General features: G+C 72.0%; 20 protein-coding genes. 3 read left to right on the forward strand and 17 right to left on the reverse strand.

The genetic code is table 11. The features are described from left to right. Positions 1 to 29: 29 nt before the first annotated feature. The 10 genes from trpA to HZF19_RS06500 form a co-directional block, all read right to left on the reverse strand. Positions 30 to 821, reverse strand: a complete 792-nt coding sequence (gene trpA, locus HZF19_RS06455) for a tryptophan synthase subunit alpha (protein ID WP_208027939.1) — start codon at positions 819 to 821, stop codon at positions 30 to 32. Further along, complete coding sequence (trpB, locus tag HZF19_RS06460) at positions 818 to 1,975, reverse strand: tryptophan synthase subunit beta (protein ID WP_208027940.1); 1,158 nt, start codon at positions 1,973 to 1,975, stop codon at positions 818 to 820. The genes trpA and trpB overlap by 4 nt, the downstream gene beginning before the upstream one ends. A gap of 91 nt (positions 1,976 to 2,066) precedes the next feature. Continuing rightward, positions 2,067 to 2,753 carry a phosphoribosylanthranilate isomerase gene (locus HZF19_RS06465; protein WP_208027941.1) on the reverse strand — a complete coding sequence of 229 codons (687 nt, stop codon included), beginning with the start codon at positions 2,751 to 2,753 and terminating at the stop codon, positions 2,067 to 2,069. Positions 2,754 to 2,811: 58 nt separating this feature from the next. Then, positions 2,812 to 4,065 (reverse strand): TrpB-like pyridoxal phosphate-dependent enzyme, encoded by a 1,254-nt coding sequence (locus HZF19_RS06470; RefSeq protein ID WP_208027942.1) that lies wholly within the window; start codon positions 4,063 to 4,065, stop codon positions 2,812 to 2,814. Between the two features lie 51 nt (positions 4,066 to 4,116). Then, on the reverse strand, positions 4,117 to 4,905 hold the full coding sequence (trpC, locus tag HZF19_RS06475) for an indole-3-glycerol phosphate synthase TrpC (protein ID WP_208027943.1): 789 nt from the start codon (positions 4,903 to 4,905) through the stop codon (positions 4,117 to 4,119). 22 nt (positions 4,906 to 4,927) lie between these two features. Beyond that, positions 4,928 to 5,455, reverse strand: a complete 528-nt coding sequence (locus HZF19_RS06480; protein WP_208027944.1) for a J domain-containing protein — start codon at positions 5,453 to 5,455, stop codon at positions 4,928 to 4,930. Continuing rightward, positions 5,452 to 6,372, reverse strand: a complete 921-nt coding sequence (ygfZ, locus tag HZF19_RS06485) for a CAF17-like 4Fe-4S cluster assembly/insertion protein YgfZ (RefSeq protein WP_208027945.1) — start codon at positions 6,370 to 6,372, stop codon at positions 5,452 to 5,454. The genes HZF19_RS06480 and ygfZ overlap by 4 nt, the downstream gene beginning before the upstream one ends. 21 nt (positions 6,373 to 6,393) lie before the next feature. Beyond that, entirely contained in the window at positions 6,394 to 7,908 is a 1,515-nt protein-coding gene (trpE, locus tag HZF19_RS06490; protein WP_208027946.1) for an anthranilate synthase component I, read from the reverse strand. 22 nt (positions 7,909 to 7,930) lie between these two features. Then, the gene (gene hisI / locus HZF19_RS06495; protein WP_208027947.1) at positions 7,931 to 8,293 is read right to left on the reverse strand and encodes a phosphoribosyl-AMP cyclohydrolase; all 363 of its coding nucleotides are present in this window, start codon (positions 8,291 to 8,293) and stop codon (positions 7,931 to 7,933) included. Positions 8,294 to 8,311: 18 nt separating this feature from the next. Beyond that, entirely contained in the window at positions 8,312 to 8,608 is a 297-nt protein-coding gene (locus tag HZF19_RS06500; protein ID WP_208028043.1) for a GroES family chaperonin, read from the reverse strand. A gap of 73 nt (positions 8,609 to 8,681) precedes the next feature. On the opposite strand from HZF19_RS06500, the gene HZF19_RS06505 reads away from it, so the two are divergent. After that, entirely contained in the window at positions 8,682 to 9,317 is a 636-nt protein-coding gene (locus HZF19_RS06505) for an alpha/beta hydrolase (protein WP_208027948.1), read from the forward strand. A 3-nt stretch (positions 9,318 to 9,320) separates the two neighbouring features. On the opposite strand, the gene hisF is transcribed toward HZF19_RS06505, so the two are convergent. The 6 genes from hisF to hisD are packed head-to-tail and all read right to left on the reverse strand — an operon-like array spanning position 9,321 to position 14,461. Then, complete coding sequence (gene hisF / locus HZF19_RS06510) at positions 9,321 to 10,103, reverse strand: imidazole glycerol phosphate synthase subunit HisF (RefSeq protein WP_208027949.1); 783 nt, start codon at positions 10,101 to 10,103, stop codon at positions 9,321 to 9,323. Position 10,104: 1 nt separating this feature from the next. Next, on the reverse strand, positions 10,105 to 10,845 hold the full coding sequence (hisA, locus tag HZF19_RS06515) for a 1-(5-phosphoribosyl)-5-[(5-phosphoribosylamino)methylideneamino]imidazole-4-carboxamide isomerase (protein WP_208027950.1): 741 nt from the start codon (positions 10,843 to 10,845) through the stop codon (positions 10,105 to 10,107). After that, positions 10,845 to 11,465 (reverse strand): imidazole glycerol phosphate synthase subunit HisH, encoded by a 621-nt coding sequence (gene hisH, locus HZF19_RS06520; RefSeq protein ID WP_208027951.1) that lies wholly within the window; start codon positions 11,463 to 11,465, stop codon positions 10,845 to 10,847. Before hisH ends, hisA begins: the two co-directional genes overlap by 1 nt. 16 nt (positions 11,466 to 11,481) lie before the next feature. Then, a complete protein-coding gene (gene hisB, locus HZF19_RS06525) occupies positions 11,482 to 12,093 on the reverse strand; it encodes an imidazoleglycerol-phosphate dehydratase HisB (protein ID WP_208027952.1) in 612 nt (203 codons plus the stop codon). Then, complete coding sequence (gene hisC, locus HZF19_RS06530; RefSeq protein WP_307781158.1) at positions 12,090 to 13,160, reverse strand: histidinol-phosphate transaminase; 1,071 nt, start codon at positions 13,158 to 13,160, stop codon at positions 12,090 to 12,092. Before hisC ends, hisB begins: the two co-directional genes overlap by 4 nt. Continuing rightward, positions 13,157 to 14,461, reverse strand: coding sequence for a histidinol dehydrogenase (hisD, locus tag HZF19_RS06535; protein WP_208027953.1), 1,305 nt, complete (start codon positions 14,459 to 14,461; stop codon positions 13,157 to 13,159). The genes hisC and hisD overlap by 4 nt, the downstream gene beginning before the upstream one ends. Positions 14,462 to 14,517: 56 nt before the next feature. Here hisD and HZF19_RS06540 point away from each other — a divergent pair, with 56 nt between their 5' ends. Further along, complete coding sequence (locus HZF19_RS06540; RefSeq protein WP_208027954.1) at positions 14,518 to 14,709, forward strand: hypothetical protein; 192 nt, start codon at positions 14,518 to 14,520, stop codon at positions 14,707 to 14,709. 308 nt (positions 14,710 to 15,017) lie between these two features. Here HZF19_RS06540 and nth read toward each other — a convergent pair whose 3' ends face one another. Continuing rightward, a complete protein-coding gene (nth, locus tag HZF19_RS06545) occupies positions 15,018 to 15,659 on the reverse strand; it encodes an endonuclease III (RefSeq protein ID WP_208027955.1) in 642 nt (213 codons plus the stop codon). Positions 15,660 to 15,730: 71 nt separating this feature from the next. On the opposite strand from nth, the gene mshD reads away from it, so the two are divergent. Then, positions 15,731 to 16,462: a mycothiol synthase gene (gene mshD, locus HZF19_RS06550; RefSeq protein ID WP_208027956.1), complete on the forward strand. Its 732-nt coding sequence runs from the start codon at positions 15,731 to 15,733 to the stop codon at positions 16,460 to 16,462. Positions 16,463 to 16,464: the final 2 nt, after the last annotated feature.

Below are 16,464 nucleotides of genomic sequence, written 5' to 3' on the forward strand. Positions count from 1 at the left end.
AGGGGTCAGCGATGACCCACGCACAGGGGTCAACCGGCGTCGAGTGCCCGGCGAATGCCGGCCATGAACCCGTGCGCCCCGCTCGCACCCTCCCCGTCCAGCAGGCGGCGCACCAGGGCCGAGCCGATCACCACCCCGTCGGCCTCCTGGCAGGCCTCGACGGCCTGCGAGGCGTCGGAGACGCCCACCCCGACCAGCACCGGCGTGTCGGTGACGGCCTTCAGGCGGCGGGCGATGACCAGTGCGCTCGACGCCAGCGCGTTGCGTTCGCCGGTCACCCCAAGCAGGCCCACCGCGTACACGAACCCCCGGGCTCGCTCGCAGATGCGGGGCAGGCGCTCGTCGGGAGCGGTGGGGGCCGCGAGCATCACCGTCTCGACCCCGGCCTCGTCGGCCGCGGCCGCCCACGGACCGACCTCCTCGAGCGGCAGGTCGGGGAGGATCGCAGCCGCCACACCGGCGTCGACGAGCGAGCTGGCAAAGCGCTCGTGACCCATGCGGAAGCAGATGTTGTAGTAGGTCATCACCGCCAGCGGCACCCCGGCGTCCACGTCGCGCAGGGTGTCGAGCACGGACGCAGGGGTCGTGCCCCGCCGGAGGGCCCGTTCGCTGGCCGCCTGGATCACCGGGCCGTCCATCACCGGGTCCGAGAAGGGCACCCCGATCTCGATCGCGTCCGCTCCGGCGTCGGCGACCGCCCGCACGACATCGGGCCACTCCGGTACCAGCCCGCCCGTGACGTAGGGGACGAGGAGCTTGCGACCCGCGCTGCGGCGCTCTCGAAGGACGGCTTCGAGCTTGCCGACCGGCACGGCCGTCATCCCAGGATGTCCATCATCTGGGCGACGTCCTTGTCACCCCGACCGGAGAGGTTCACCAGCACCGTGCGACCCGCGAGCTGTCCACGGTCACGACTGACCCAGGCCAGCGCGTGCGCCGGCTCCAACGCGGGGATGATGCCCTCGGTTCGCGACAGCATCTGGAACGCGTCAATCACCTCCGCGTCGGTGACCTGCTCGTAACGGGCTCGGCCGATGGCCGCCAGGTGGGAGTGCTCGGGCCCGACCCCGGGGTAGTCGAGACCGGCCGATATCGACTGTGCTTCGAGCACCTGCCCCCACTCGTCCTGCAGCAGGTACGACTTCATGCCGTGGACCACTCCGGGCACACCCCGGCCGACGGCCGCTCCACCGGCGGGCTCCACGCCCACCAGCTCGGCATCGGTGTCCACGAAGCCGGAGAAGATCCCGATGGCGTTGGACCCACCACCGACACACGCGGTGACCACGTCGGGGTCCGCGCCGTCGAGCACCTGGCGGGCCTGCGCTCTCGCCTCGTCACCGATGACCCGGTGCAGCTCTCGCACCATCCACGGGTAGGGATGCGGGCCCATCACCGAGCCCAGGCAGTAGTGCGTCGTCTCGACGGTAGCCACCCAGTCGCGCATCGCATCGTTCACCGCATCCTTCAGGGTGCGGCTGCCGGACACCGCGGGGACCACCTCGGCGCCGAGCAGGCGCATCCGGAACACGTTGAGCGCCTGGCGCTGCATGTCGACCTCGCCCATGTACACCGTGCACGCCATGCCGAGCAGCGCCGCCGCGGTCGCGGTGGCCACGCCGTGCTGGCCGGCACCGGTCTCGGCCACCAGACGGGTCTTGCCCATCCGCCGGGCCAGCAGTGCCTGGCCGAGCACGTTGTTGATCTTGTGGGAGCCGGTGTGGTTGAGGTCTTCCCGCTTGAGGAGCACGCGCACCCCCAGCTCCGCGGAGAGCCGCTCGCACTCGGTCAAGGGCGAAGGCCGGCCCGCGTAGTCGCGCAGCAGTGTGTCGAGCTCAGTCCGAAAGGACACGTCGGCCCACGCCGATCGGAACGCCTGGTCGAGCTCCTCGCAGGCCGGAACCAGGGTCTCGGGGACGAAGCGCCCGCCGAACTCGCCGAACCGGCCGGAGGCGTCGGGTGGACCGAGAGGCATGAGGGCCGAGGCTACGCGGCCCGCTCCCGCCGCGGTAGCCGGAACGTATCCCTCCACCAGCCGGCGAGGTGCGACGACGCCGCGTCCGGACTCAACCGGTGAAGGTGTCCTCTTCCCAGTCGTAGGGCTGGACCTCGTGACCCGCACCGATGTCGATCACCGGCTCCGGGCCGTCGTCCTCGGACCCCTTGGCAGCGTTGACGAACCGCATCACGGCCAGCGCGTCCTTGTGGCCCGGCGAGGACTCGACCCCGCTGGCCACGTCGACACCCCACGGGTTGAACCGGCTGATGGCCTCCGCCACGTTGTCGGGGGTCAGGCCACCAGCCACGATGATGCGCTTGTGCAACGGCAGGTGCTCGGCGACGGACCAGTCGAAGACCTTGCCGGAGCCCGGATCGGCCGAGTCGACCAGGAGCGCGTCCACCTCGTAGTCGTCCATGCGGTCGAACATGCGGTCACCGGCGGCGAAGGCCTTGATGACGAACGGCACCCGCCGGCGGACCCACTCGGCCTCCGCGGGTGACTCGTGCCCGTGGAGCTGGGCGCCACGCAACCCGATCTGGTTGACCGTCTCCACCACCTGCTGGGCGGACTGGTCGCGGAACACGCCCACCGTGAGCACCTCGTGCGGCAGGCGTCGCACGATGTCACGGGCCGCCGCCGGCGCGATCTGCCTGGGGGAGGGCGCGAACACGAAGCCGAGGGCGTCGGCGCCCATGGCCACCGCCAGCAGCGCATCCTCCTCGTTCGTGATGCCGCAGATCTTCACGAACACACGAGCACGGTACCAACGCCCACCCCGCGACCGGCGGCAATCCCGAGGTGGACGAAGCTCAGGCGTCGACCAGGCGGCCGTTGAGGAAGTCGTCGTAGGCGGACAGGTCGAGGTGCCCGTGACCGGAGTAGTTGAACAGGATGACCCGCTCCTCGCCGGCCTCCTTCGCGGCGAGCGCCTCGTCCACGACCGCCCGGATGGCATGAGCGGTCTCCGGCGCGGGGATCTTCCCCTCGGTACGAGCGAACTGCACCGCGGCCTCGAAGACCTTGCCCTGCGGGTAGGCGACGGCCTCCATGCGACCGTCCCGCACCAGTTTGGAGACGATCGGCGAGTCGCCGTGGTATCGCAGGCCGCCAGCGTGGATGCTCGGGGGCATGAAGTCGTGCCCCAGCGTGTACATCGGGAGCAACGGGGTCATGCCGGCCACGTCCCCGAAGTCGTAGTCGAACGAGCCCTCGGTGAGCGTGGGGCACGATGCCGGCTCCACCGCGACCAGCCGCACCCCGTCGTCCGGGACGAACGGGAACGTGATCCCACCCAGGTTGGACCCACCGCCGCACGACGCGAGCACGACGTCGGGGCGCTCCTCGCCCGCCAGCGCGAGCTGCTCTTTGGCCTCGAGGCCGATGATCGTCTGGTGCAACAGGACGTGGTTGAGCACCGAGCCCAGCGCGTAGTGGCTGTCGTCGCGTCCCGCGGCGTCGCGCACCGCGTCGCTGATGGCCGCTCCGAGAGAGCCGGGGTTGGCCTCGTCGTCCACCGGTGAGGGCACGACGTTGCCGCCCCACACCTCCATCATCACCCGCCGGTACGGCTTCTGCTGGTAGGAGGCCCGCACCATGTAGACCATGCACTCGAGGTCGAACTGCGCGCAGGCGAACGACAACGACGACCCCCACTGACCGGCGCCGGTCTCCGTCGTCAGCCGGCTGACGCCTTCTTGCTTGTTGTAGAAGGCTTGCGGCACCGCCGTGTTCGGCTTGTGTGATCCGGCCGGCGAGACCGACTCGTCCTTGAAGTAGATGCGGGCCGGCGTGCCGAGCGCGGCTTCCAGCTTCTCGGCTCGCACCAGCGGTGTGGGGCGCCACAGCTTGAGGATGTCGAGGACCTCACCGGGGATGTCGATCCACGGCTCGGTGGACATCTCCTGCGCGATGAGCGCCATGGGGAACAGCGGGGCCAGGTCGTCGGGACCCACCGGCTCCCGAGTGGCCGGGTGCAAGGGCGGCTGGAGCGGTTCAGCCAGCCGCGGCAGGAGGTTGAACCACGCGGTCGGGAGCTGGTCGGTCGTCAGGTCGAATCGCGCCATGTGGGCCTCCGTCGATCGGGATGGTCGCGGCGAGCCATCCGCGTGCGCGGATCATACGGCCCGCCGCAGGGCGGCGACGGCGCCCGCCGGATCGCCCGAGCGCACGATGGACTCCCCCACCAGCACCGCGTGGTAGCCCGCGCCACGCAAGATCGCGGCATCAGCAGGGCCAGTGATGCCCGACTCCGCCACCCGGACCACCTCCCCGGGCAGGAGCCCTGCCAGCCGCACGGCTCGTTCGGTGTCCACCTCGAAGGTGACCAGATCCCGCTGGTTGACCCCCACCAGGTCGGCGCCGGCAGCCAAGGCTCGGTCGAGCTCCGCCTCGTCGTGGACCTCCACCAGCACGTCCAGGTCGAGATCCCGGGCCAGGCGCCACAGCCGTGCCAGCTCGGCGTCGCTGAGGGCGGCCACGATCAGCAGCACGCAGTCCGCCCCCATGAGCCGGGTGTCGCAGACGTCGCGCTCGCACACGGTGAAGTCCTTGCGCAGCACGGGCCGTGAGCAGGCCGCCCGGGCCGTTCGCAGGTCGTCGGCCGAGCCTCCGAAGAACTCGTGGTCGGTGAGCACCGACAGGCAGGCCGCACCCCCCTGCTCGTACCGGCGGGCCAGCTCGGCAGGATCCAGCCCGGGGCGCAGGTCTCCCTTGGACGGTGAGCGGCGCTTCACCTCGGCGATCACCGCCAGCTCGTGCCGGGCCGCCTCGGCGAGTGCGGCCCGGAACCCCCGAGGCTCGGGCGCGGCGGCGGCCCGGGCGACGAGCTCGTCGAGTGGCCGGTCGTCGGCCGCCGCGGCCGCGCGGTGCGCGGCCAGGATCCGGTCGAGGTAGGTGGCCGTCACGGCCGGCGAGCCTACCGGGGCCTCAGTCGCGCTCGGCCCGATAGCTGCGGGCCACCGCCAAGGCGGGCGCCGCGGCGAAGGCGATCCATCCCAGCACGAAACCGATGGCGCCAACCGCCAGCAGGGGCGCGAAACCGGCCACCAGCCCGCTCACCACACCGAGCAGGCCGATGACCCACAGCGCCGCGGGGAGCACCTGGAGCCAGCGCGGGATGCTCGCCCCCACCACTGGCGTCTGGTCGAGCAGCGCGGCGTAGTCGGTGTCGTCGTCCATCACCGGAACGAAACCCGGGCTCGGCCCGCCGCGCGGTCCCGCAGCAGGCGTGGCGCGCCGACGCTGCTCGTCGTAGGTCCGGCGCCGGCGCTCGTCGCCGACGATCGCCCACGCGGCGTTGATGCGGCGCATGCGCTCGTCGGCCGCGTGGCGCTCGCCGTGGGGGTGCAGGTCCGGGTGGGCATCGCGGGCCAAGCCCAGGTAGGCGCGACGGATCTCCTCCATCGATGCCGTCGGTGCCACGCCGAGCACCTCGTAGGGCGACGGGTCGCTCATCCCACCACCAGCGGCAGTGACCGGATCGAGCCCGGTAGCTCCCGACCGTCCCATCGCACGAGTGCGTCGACGGGTGGTTCGACCGCCCGCCCCACGTAGCCCAGTGCCACCACACCGCCCGTGCGAGGCGAGGGGGCCGCACTGGTGATCCGCCCCACGTCCCGCTCCCCCACGACCACCGCCGCCCCCGGCGGGGGCAGCTCCGACCCCGCGAGCTCGAGGCCCCGGAGGTGCCGGGGGACGTGAGCGCCCCGGGCGTCGATGCGCGCCACCAGCTCCTGACCGGTGTAGCAGCCCTTGGTGAAGCTGACCGAGGACTCCACCACCCAGGCCCCTGCCTCCGCCGGGATCGTGCGCTCGTCGAGCTCGGCTCCCATCCGCGGCACCCCTGCTTCGATCCGGGCCACCTCCAGCACGGCGGCCGGCACCTCCAGAACCCCGTCGGGGACCCGCACCGCCGGCCCGACCAGGTCGGCTCCCGCCAGCCCCGGCCAGTCGGCGGGGAGGATCAGCTCCGCGGCGGCGGACCCGAGGTCGACCCCGCCCAGCCCCGGCCCTCGGAGCGCCACCCAGCTCCACCCCTCAATCGGCTGGATGTCCACCTTCACCCGAAGCTTGAACCGTTCGAGGCGCTCCACCGCCACCTGGCCCCAACCGGCGTCGACATCGAGGACGAAACGGTCGGCACCCAGGCGGGCGATCCGCAGCCACGCCACGACCTTGCCGTCGGGTCGGAGCAGGAAGGACCACGACGGCCCGGCGACGGCGAGGGTGGAGACGTCCTGGCTGAGCTGGCCCTGCAAGAACGTGTCCGCGTCGGGCCCCGACACCAGGAGCAGATCACGCTCGATGGGCACCGCGGCCACGTCGGCCCGTATGGCGTGGTAGCCGTGGGCGATGGGGCCGAAACCGGTCATGGCGCCAGTCTGCCGTGACGGTCAGGCGCCGGCGCGCGCGGCCCGCATCCGCCGGGCGCCGGGCACCGCGGACAGCAGGGCCCGAGCCTTGTTGTGGCACTCGAGGTCCTCCTGCTCGGGCACGCTGTCGGCCACGATGCCCGCCCCGGCCTGCACGCTCGCCCGGCCGTCCGGTGCGACAACCAGCGTCCGGATAGCGATGGCGGTGTCGATGGTGCCGGAGAAATCCAGGTAGCCGACCACCCCGGCGTAGGGCCCGCGCTTGGTCGGTTCGAGCTCGTCGATGATCTGCATCGCCCGCACCTTCGGTGCCCCCGACACCGTGCCGGCGGGAAGGGTGGCCCGGAGCACGTCGATCGGGGTACGCCCCTCAGCCAGCTCGCCCGAGACCTGGGAGGTCAGGTGCATGACGTGGCTGTAGCGTTCCAGGGTCATCATCTCGTCCACCCGCTCGGTGCCGAAGCGCACCACCCGGCCGACGTCGTTGCGAGCCAGGTCCACCAGCATGACGTGCTCCGCCACCTCCTTGGGATGCTCCCGCAGCTCGGCGCCCAACCGGCGATCCTCCTCGTCGGTGCGGCCGCGCCGTCTGGTCCCGGCGATCGGCCGGGAGATGACCCGGCCGTCCACCAGCCGCACCATCGGCTCGGGCGACGAACCGACCAACGTCAGCTCCGGCATCCGCACGAAGTACATGTAGGGGCTGGGGTTCACCTGGCGCAGCACCCGGTAGTAGTCGAACGGATCAGCGCCCAGGTCGAAGTCGAACCGCTGCGAGAGCACGACTTGGAAGATGTCTCCCTCGAGGATGTGCTCCTTGGCCACTTCCACGGCGTGCCAGTACCGCTCGGCCCCCATCGACGAGCGCACCTCCGGCAGCGGGCCGTCGAGGTCAGGAGGCTCCATGACCGGCTCGGGCAGCGGGCTCGCCCCGTCGAGCGCGAGCCGCTCCACGCCCGCCACCGCTTCGTCGTAGATCTGGTCGAGCTCGGCGGGGGTGGCCCCCGGTGGGATGAACGCGTTGGCGATCAACGTCACCCGCTGGCGGAAGTGGTCGAAGGCCGCGAGCTCGCCGATGGTCGCCATCACGGCGTCGGGATGCCCGAGGTCGTCCGGTGGCACGTGGGGGAGGTGCTCCACCTCCCGGACCACGTCGTAGCCGAGGTACCCGACCAATCCGCCGTGCAGCGGCGGCAGGTCCTCGAGTGCCGGCGACCGGTAGCGCGCCAGCAGGCCCTCGACCGCGGCGAGGATGCCCCGGTCGAGGGGGACCCCTTCGGGGACGGCGCCTCGCACCTCCACCTGCCGCCCTCGCGCCACGAGGGTCGCGGCAGCCCGGCGACCGACGAAGGACCACCGGCTCCAGCGCTCGCCGTGCTCGACGGACTCGAACAGGAACCCCGGCTCGCCGTCACGGGTGAGTCGGGCGAACGCCGCCACCGGTGTGATCAGATCCGCGAGGACCTCCCGCCACACCGGCACGACGGTGTAGTCACGCGCCAGCGCGTGGAAGTCCTCTCGGCTCGGCGCGACCATGGCCCGCGTCCTGCCTGCCGGGTCAACCGTCCGAGCCGAAGGCCCGGAAGAAGCAGGAGTACTCACCGGTGTGGCAGGCACCCTTGCCTTCCTGCTCGACCACGAACAACAGCGTGTCGCCGTCGCAGTCGTAGTACGCCTCGCGCACGTACTGGCGATCGCCCGAGGTCTCGCCCTTGCACCAGTACTCCTGGCGCGACCGACTCCAGAACCACGTCCGCCCGGTCTCGAGGGTCCTGGCGAGGGACTCGGCGTTCATCCAGGCCATCATGAGCACCCGCCCGGTGCCCTCCTCCTGCACGATGGCCGGCACCAGCCCGTCGGCGTCGTAGCGGATGGCGGCGAGCTGCTCGGAGGTGGCGGAGATCGGGGTGATGACCGGCATGACCGACAAGCCTAGAGGTCAGAGATAGAGGCCGGTGCTGCCTTCTTCGAGCCGCCTGGCGGCCACGGCGTGCACGTCACGCTCCCGGAGGATGATGTAGTCCTCGCCGCGCACCTCGACCTCGTAGCGGTCCTCGGGGTTGAAGAGCACTTGGTCGCCGGACTCCATGTTGCGGACGTTGGGCCCGACCGCGACCACCTCGGCCCACACGAGTCGCTTGCCCATCTGCGCCGTGGCGGGGATGAGGATGCCTCCGGTGGAGCGCCGCTCCCCTTCGGGCCCGCCCGTCTTCACGAGGATCCGATCGTTCATCATCTTGATCGGAAGCTTCTCGTCGTCGCCCGACCCGGTCTCCGCTGTCACGGCTCCGACGGTACCGTCTCTGCCCGTGGCTGACGACTCGCTGGTGTTGCGCACCGCCGACGGCCTGGCCCTGGAGGCCGAGATGCGGGCACCCGAGCACGCCACGGCGTCGGTGGTGCTCGCCCACCCGCACCCCCTCCACGGCGGCTCGATGCGCTCAGTGGTGACCAGCGAGCTGTTCCGGTTGCTGCCCGGATCGGGGATCGTCGTCCTGCGGTTCAACTTCCGGGGGGTGGAGGGTTCGGAGGGCAGCCACGGCGGTGGGGTCGACGAAGCGCTCGACCTGGTCGCGGCCCTCGACGCCCTGGAAGCGGCCGGCGCCCCGGCGCCGCTCGGCGTCGTCGGATGGTCCTTCGGTGGCGACGTGTCCCTGAGCGTGGTCGACGAGCGGATCGACGGGTGGGTGCCAGTGGCGCCCACGCTGCGGGTGCTCCCCCCCGAGGCGCTGCTGGCCGCTCGTGACCCCCGCGCCAAGCACCTGATCGTCCCCGAACACGACCAGTTCCGCCCTCCGGCGGCCGCCACGGAGGCCACCGCGGGTTGGCTGAACACCACCATCGACACCGTGGCCGGCGCGGATCACTTCCTGCTGGGGCGGACCGACGTGCTGGCCTCGCTCGTGCGCCGGCGCGTCGGCGACCTGCCCCGCCGCGCAGGCTGAGCGTCACACCGGGCGCACCGTGACGCCCCGCGCTGCGAGGTGCCGCTTGGCCTCCGCGATGGTGTGCTCGCCGAAGTGGAAGATCGACGCCGCCAGCACCGCGTCGGCATGGCCGTCGAGCACGCCCTCGGCGAGGTGCTCGAGGCTCCCCACACCACCGCTGGCGATGACCGGCACTGCCACCGTGTCGGACACGGCTCGGGTCAGCTCCAGATCGAACCCGTCGCGAGTCCCGTCCCGGTCCATCGAGGTGAGCAGGATCTCGCCGGCGCCGAGCCGGACGGCCTCCCGCGCCCACCAAAGCGTGTCGATGCCGGTCGGGGTCCTCCCACCGTGGGTGAACACCTCGAAGCCCGACGGGGTCGCAGTCCCCGCGCCGGGCGCGCACCTCCGGGCGTCGATCGCCACCACCACACACTGGGCGCCGAACTCCTCGGCGAGCTCGGCGATCAGCTGCGGGCGGGCCACCGCGGCCGTGTTGACCGACACCTTGTCGGCCCCGGCCCGCAGCAGCTCCCGGGCGTCGTCGACGCTGCGGATGCCGCCGCCGATCGTGAAGGGGATGAACACCTGCTCGGCGGTGCGGCGCACCACATCGACGATCGTCGCCCGGTCGTCGCTCGATGCGGTGATGTCCAGGAAGACCAACTCGTCGGCGCCCTCCGCGTCGTACCGGGCCGCCAGCTCCACCGGATCACCAGCGTCCCGGAGGTCGACGAAGTTCACCCCCTTGACGACCCGTCCCCCGTCGACGTCCAGGCAGGGGATGACCCGAGCGGTGCGCACCTCAGCAACCCCCTGCCTCAGCCAGCGTGGCCAGCGCCTCGGCCACCGTGAAGCGCTCTTCGTAGAGCGCCCGGCCGACGATCACCCCGGCCAGGGCGCGACCGCGGCGACCACGCAGCGCGGCCAAGGTTCGCAGGTCGTCGAGACTGCCCACACCCCCCGAGGCGATGACGTCAAGCGAGGTCGCGTCGAGCACCTCGGCCAGCCCCTCCACATCGGGACCCTCAAGGGTGCCGTCGCGGCCGATCTCGGTGACCACCAGCGCCTCCACCCCCTGGTCCTCGAAGCCGCGGGCCACGTCCAGCAGGTCGTGGCCGCTGCTGCGGACCCAGCCGCGAACCGCCACGTCGCGACCGCGGGCATCGAGCCCCACGGCGACCGGGTACCGCGCCGCGAGCCTCGCCACCAGGGCGGGCTGCTCCAGCGCCGCGGTGCCCAGCACGACCCGGGCCGCCCCGGCCTCGAACAACGCGTCCGCGGCGGCCTCGTCGCGCACCCCTCCCCCGGTCTGGACCCGCACGTCCACCGCGCTGGCGATCCGCGCCACGGCGTTGCGGTTGGCGGGGTGTCCTGTGCGGGCCGCGTCGAGGTCGACCACGTGCAGCCACCCGGCGCCGGCGGCAGCGAACACCCGGGCCTGTGCGACCGGGTCGTCGTGGTACACGGTCTCTCGGGCGTAGTCGCCCTGGAAGAGCCGTACGCAGCGACCGCCGCGCAGGTCGATGGCGGGATACAGGTCCATCAGGCGGCCGCCCGCCCTGTGGCGGCACCGACGAAGTTGCGCAGGACGGCCAGCCCCGCCGCCCCCGACTTCTCGGGATGGAACTGGGTGGCCCAGACGTGGTCCCGCTGGACCGCGGCGACCACCGGCCCGCCGTAGTCGCAGGTGGCGATCACGCCCCCGCCGTGGTCGGCGGCATAGGAGTGCACGAAGTACATCCAGATGGGCTCGGACAGCGAATCGAGCATGGGCGAGGGCCGCACGATGTCGAGCACGTTCCACTGCATCTGTGGCCGCTTAACCCCTTCGGGAAGCGCCCGGACCTCCCCCTCGAGAACCCCGAGGCCGGCGACGCCCGGTGACTCCTCGGAGCGCCCGTACAGCAGTTGCATCCCCACGCAGATGCCGAAGAACGGCGTGCCGCGCTCGATCGCCTCCAGCGCGGCCACGTCGAGCCCGCTGTCCCGCAGGGCCTCCATGCAACGCCCGAACGAGCCGACCCCCGGCAGCACCACACCTGCCGCCTCGCGCACCAACCGGGGGTCGGCGGTCAGGCGGGCATCGGCCCCCACGTGCTGGAGGGCCTTCTGGGCGGAGCGCAGGTTCCCGATGCCGTAGTCCAGGACGGCGATGAGGGTCACCTCAGCACCTCGACCCTCACAACACACCCTTGGTGGAGGGCACGCCCGTGCCTTCGACCCGCACGGCGTCCCGCAGCGAGCGGGCCACGGACTTGAACGTGGCCTCGACGATGTGGTGCGTGTTGCGGCCGCGGACCAGCGTGATGTGCAGGGTCAGCGCCCCGGCGGTGGCAAAGGCCCGCCAGAACTCCTCCACCAGCTGCGGATCGAACGGCGGCTCCCCGAGGATCTTCTCCCCAGGGAACGCCACCTCGTAGTGCAGGTACGGACGACCCGACAGGTCGAGGGCCACGTCGACCAGGGCCTCGTCCAACGGCACCCGGTTGGACGCGAACCGGCGAACGCCGGCCTTGTCGCCCAGGGCGTCCCCGAAGGCCTCGCCGAGCACGATGCCGACATCCTCGACCGTGTGGTGGGCGTCGACCTCCAGATCCCCCGCTGCCCGCAGGCTGAGGTCGAACCCACCGTGACGGCCGAGCTGGGTGAGCATGTGGTCGAAGAAGGGGATGCCCGTGGCCACCTCGACCGCGCCGGTGCCGTCGAGGGCGAGCTCAACGGACACCTCGGTCTCCTTGGTGGTGCGATGGCGGGAGGACCGCCGGGCCGAGCCGGAGGAACTGGTCGTCATGTGAGGATCTCCGTGAGTGCGGTGAGGAACGCGTCGTCCTCCTCGGTGGTGCCGATCGTGACCCGGAGGCAGCCCTCCAGACGTGGCCACGAGCTGCAGTCCCGCACCAGCACCGAGCGCTCCACGAGTGCCTCCCACACCGCCCGACCATCGCGCTCGATGGGCCGGAAGAGCACGAAGTTGGCCCCCGACGGCCACACTTCCACGGGCAGCTCACCCAGCGCGGCGACCAGCCGACCGCGCTCCTCCACCAGGTGCGAGACCCGGGCTTCCATCTCGTCGACGTACTCCAGGGCCAGACGGCCCGCGAGCTGCTTGAACGAGTCAAGGTGGTACGGCAGCACGACCTTGAAGAGCTGCTCGACCACGGCTGCCGGCCCGACCAGGTAACCGAGTCGACCCGCGGCCATGGACCAGGTCTTGGAGAAGGTGCGGGTCACCACCAGCGGCTGGTCGTCGGCCACCAACTCGAGGGCCGACCAGGGCGCGAACTGACCGTAGGCCTCGTCGACGACGAGCAGGCACCCACGGGCCCGGGCCAGCGCGAGGACCTCCCGAACGGCGTCGGGCGAGTCGACCACCCCCGTCGGGTTGTTGGGTGAGCAGAGGAACGCCACCGATGGCGGATCCGGATCGTCGAGGAGCCGGCGGACCTCCGCCAGGTCCAGCGAGAAGTCCGGGCCCCGTTCCCCCTCCACGACGGTCGAGCCGACCAGCCGGGCGATGTGGCCGTGCAGGGCGTAGGTCGGCTCCCAGACCGCGACCCTCCGGCCTGCTCCCGCGTACGCCAGCAGCACCGTCTGGAGCACCTCGTTCGAGCCGTTCGCCGGGAACACCTGGCCGGGATCCACACCGTGGAGCCGGGCGATGGCGGCCCGCAGCTCGGTCGCGTCCCGGTCGGGGTAGCGGTTCCAGGCGATGGTCCGGGCCGCCCGTGCCAGCTCGTCCACCCAGGCTGCGGGCGGGGGCTCCGGTGACTCGTTGGTGTTGAGGCGGACGGCCACTTCGAGCTGTGGTGAGTGGTACCCGTCCATCAACGCCACATCGGCGCGAGGGGTCGGGGTCACGGGGCGGCCTCGCCGGCGGGAGCCGTGGTGCGCAGCAGGATCGACCGGGCGTGGGCGTCGAAACCTTCGATCTCGGCGAGGGTGTGCACGTACGGCGCCACCTTCTCGAACGCCGCCCGGTCGAGGCTGATGACGTGGAGCTGCTTGAGGAAATCGCCGACCGTCAGCGCGCTGGCGAAGCGAGCGGTACCGGCGGTGGGCAGGACGTGGCTCGGGCCGGCGAGGTAGTCACCCACGGAGGCCGGTGAGAAGGGGCCACAGAACACCGCGCCGGCGTGACGGACCAGCGGGACCAGCCGGTCGGGATCCGACGCCATGAGCTGGAGGTGCTCGGGGGCGATGAGGTTTGCCAGCTCGATGGCCTGCTCGGCGTCGTCGACCAGGGCCAGGTGGCCGCCGTTGCGGAGTGTCGATTCGATCTCGGTCCGCCGGGGCGCGACCCTGGCCAGCCGGGCGACCGCCCGGTCGATCGCCTCGGCCGCTGACTCGGACCAGGTGATCAGCCAGGCCGCGCCGTCGGGCCCGTGCTCGGCCTGGACGATGAGGTCGATCGCGGCCAGCTCGACCGGGGTGGAGTCGTCGGCCACGACCACGATCTCCGAGGGCCCAGCGAACGCCGACGGGACGCCCACGATGCCCGCCACCTCCTGCTTGGCGAGCGCGACGTAGACGTTCCCTGGACCGGCGATGACATCCACCGGGCGGATCGACTCGGTGCCGTAGGCCATCGCGGCGACGGCCTGCGCGCCGCCCACCGCGTAGACCTCCTCGACCCCGGCGAGGGCGGCTGCCGCCAGGGTCACCTCGGCCACCGCCCCCCGCTCACGGTCGGGGGGCACGCACAGCACGAGCTCGGGCACGCCGGCCACCCGGGCGGGGACCGCGGTCATCAGCACCGTCGAGGGGTAGGCCCCCCGCCCTCCCGGCACGTACAACCCGGCCCGGTCCACGGGGACCGCCCGCTCCCGCACCACGATGCCGTCACGCTCGTAGATCCTCTCCGGGTGCCGCTGAGCCTGGTGGAAGTCGCGGATGGCGTCGTGGGCGGCGGCGATCGCCTCCCGGACCGGGTCGGGGATCGCGCCCAGCGCCCGCTCGAGCTCCCGGGCCGGAACGCGCAGGTCCTCAAGGGCCACGCCGTCGAAGCGCTCGGTGTACTCGCGCAGGGCGGCATCGCCGCGGTCACGCACGTCGTCGAGGATCGCCCGCACGGCTGCCAGCGGCGGCTCACCGGTGCTGACCGGCCGCGGCAGAGCGCCGCGGAGATCGGTGACACCACGGAGATCGACACGGTTCAGCACGGCGCCCAACGGTAGCGGGCGTGCCCGCCGGGGCCGGCACCGGTTTGACTGAGGGAATGGATCCCGATCGCGCCGAGCTGTCGTCCGTGTCCACCAGCCTCGATGACCTCTCCGCCCGGGTGGAGCGGCTCGCCGGCAGCCTGCAGCGCCGGCGCCAGGACGCCCTCGCCGCCGACCTCTACGAGGTCGAGCGGGCGTTGCGGATGGCCGAGCGCCGGCTGGCACAAGTCCTGCGCCGGCTGGGTTGACGGCGGACGGCTGGCGCAGGGCGGGCAAGCGGATCCCGCCAAAAACGAGGGCCGGCGCCCCGTAGGGCGCCGGCCGGGGCGACACTGGGCGGCGGATCCCAGACGTGTCGCCGGGTACCAGGTGGCGGGAACCTGGTAACGCGTACCTTACAACGACTCGGGGCCGGGTTGGTACCTCTCGGGGAGGATTTTCTGCTGCCGGCTCCTGCGGGCTCGGCCGGCGCCGACCATCGTCGAGGGGCCATTTTCCGAGCTGACGGAGCTGGACGGACACCATCCCTCCTGAGCCGTGAAGAAATTCACACGGCTCAGACGCCGACCTTCGGGCAGAAGTCCGCCAGCACACACGCCTCGCAACGCGGCCGCCGGGCGACACAGACCCGGCGGCCGTGGAGGATGAGGCGCAGGCTGAACGGACCCCTTTCGGCGGGGGGGATCATAGCGTTCAGCTCGTGCTCGACCTTCACCGGGTCACTCGAGGTGGTGAGGCCCAGCCGCTTGGCCAGCCGGAGCACGTGGGTGTCGACCGGCAGCCCCGGCAGGCCCAGCGCGACGCTGCGGACCACGTTGGCCGTCTTGCGGCCCACGCCGGGGATCGTGACCAGATCCTCCATCGCCCCGGGGACCTCGCCCCCGAAGCGCTCAGTCAGCGCGGCGGCCATGCCCAGCAGGCTGCGGGTCTTGTTCTTGTAGAACCCGGTGGAGCGGATCAGTTCCTCGACGTCCTCCGGGCGGGCCGACGCCAGGTCCTCGGGGGTCGGGTACCGCGCGAACAGCGCCGGGGTCACCTGGTTCACCCGGGCGTCCGTGCACTGAGCCGACAGGATCGTCGCCACCAGCAGCTCGAACGCGTTGGTGTGATCGAGCTCGCAGCGGGCCTCGGGGTACTCCTCGGCGAGGCGCCGCATCGTCTCTCGCGCCCGCCCGGCAGGCGTACGGGGTCGACCCATCGGCGCTGCAGGCTAGCGATCACCCGACCGGCGCTCTGCCGCCCCGGACCTCCCCACTACTGTCGCCTCCCATGCTCGCGCTGGCCGCCGAACCACCTCTGGCAGATGCCCGCCCGGCCAACGAGCTCGCCGCCATCGAACAGGCCCTCGCCGAGCTCGACCACCGGGACCTCCCGGACCGTGGCGCGGCGCTCCTGCGGCAGGCGGCCGAGCTGGCCCGAGCCGCGGGCTCGGTGCTGCGCCTGGAGGCGCAGCCCTCACCGGCCGAGCTCGACGCCGCCGCCACCAGGGCAGGCCTCCAGCTCACCCGTGACCTGCTCCAGCTCCGGCGCCCGCTCCCGATCGCCGAGCACACCGACCTGCCCGTTCGGGCCTTCGTGCCCGATCAGGACGAACCGGCGTGGCTCGAGCTGAACAACCGGGCGTTCGCCTGGCATCCCGACCAGGCGGGCTGGTCGGTCGCCGACCTTCGGACCCGCGAGCGTGAGCCCTGGTTCGATCCCCGGGGCTTCCTCCTCCACGAGCGCGACGGCCGCCTCGTCGGCTTCTGCTGGACCAAGGTCCATCGGGACGAGCAGCGACCGATCGGCGAGATCTACGTGATCGCGGTCGACCCGGCCTTCCACGGCCGGGGGCTCGGCCGGGAGCTGGCCATCGCCGGGCTCGAGCACCTCGGTTCGCTCGGACTCGACACGGCCATGCTGTACGTGGAGGCCAACAACGAGCCGGCCCTGGCGCTGTACCGGTCCCTGGGCTTCGAGCACCACCACTCCCATCGCTGGTACCGCTCCGGCGGGCCGTAGCC

It is taken from the genome of Rhabdothermincola sediminis (genome assembly GCF_014805525.1).
GTDB lineage: Bacteria > Actinomycetota > Acidimicrobiia > Acidimicrobiales > Acidimicrobilacustridaceae > Rhabdothermincola > Rhabdothermincola sediminis.

Bases quoted from the DNA above. Each gene is read 5' to 3' on its own strand.
- hisB (WP_208027952.1), bottom strand. From the start codon at position 12,093: ATGACGACCAGTTCCTCCGGCTCGGCCCGGCGGTCCTCCCGCCATCGC.
- mshD (WP_208027956.1), top strand. From the start codon at position 15,731: ATGCTCGCGCTGGCCGCCGAACCACCTCTGGCAGATGCCCGCCCGGCC.
- trpA (WP_208027939.1), bottom strand. From the start codon at position 821: ATGACGGCCGTGCCGGTCGGCAAGCTCGAAGCCGTCCTTCGAGAGCGC.
- hisA (WP_208027950.1), bottom strand. From the start codon at position 10,845: ATGGACCTGTATCCCGCCATCGACCTGCGCGGCGGTCGCTGCGTACGG.
- nth (WP_208027955.1), bottom strand. From the start codon at position 15,659: ATGGGTCGACCCCGTACGCCTGCCGGGCGGGCGCGAGAGACGATGCGG.
- HZF19_RS06470 (WP_208027942.1), bottom strand. From the start codon at position 4,065: ATGGCGCGATTCGACCTGACGACCGACCAGCTCCCGACCGCGTGGTTC.
- hisI (WP_208027947.1), bottom strand. From the start codon at position 8,293: ATGCCGGTCATCACCCCGATCTCCGCCACCTCCGAGCAGCTCGCCGCC.
- HZF19_RS06480 (WP_208027944.1), bottom strand. From the start codon at position 5,455: ATGAGCGACCCGTCGCCCTACGAGGTGCTCGGCGTGGCACCGACGGCA.
- HZF19_RS06500 (WP_208028043.1), bottom strand. From the start codon at position 8,608: ATGATGAACGATCGGATCCTCGTGAAGACGGGCGGGCCCGAAGGGGAG.
- trpE (WP_208027946.1), bottom strand. From the start codon at position 7,908: ATGGTCGCGCCGAGCCGAGAGGACTTCCACGCGCTGGCGCGTGACTAC.
- ygfZ (WP_208027945.1), bottom strand. From the start codon at position 6,372: ATGACCGGTTTCGGCCCCATCGCCCACGGCTACCACGCCATACGGGCC.
- HZF19_RS06540 (WP_208027954.1), top strand. From the start codon at position 14,518: ATGGATCCCGATCGCGCCGAGCTGTCGTCCGTGTCCACCAGCCTCGAT.
- trpB (WP_208027940.1), bottom strand. From the start codon at position 1,975: ATGCCTCTCGGTCCACCCGACGCCTCCGGCCGGTTCGGCGAGTTCGGC.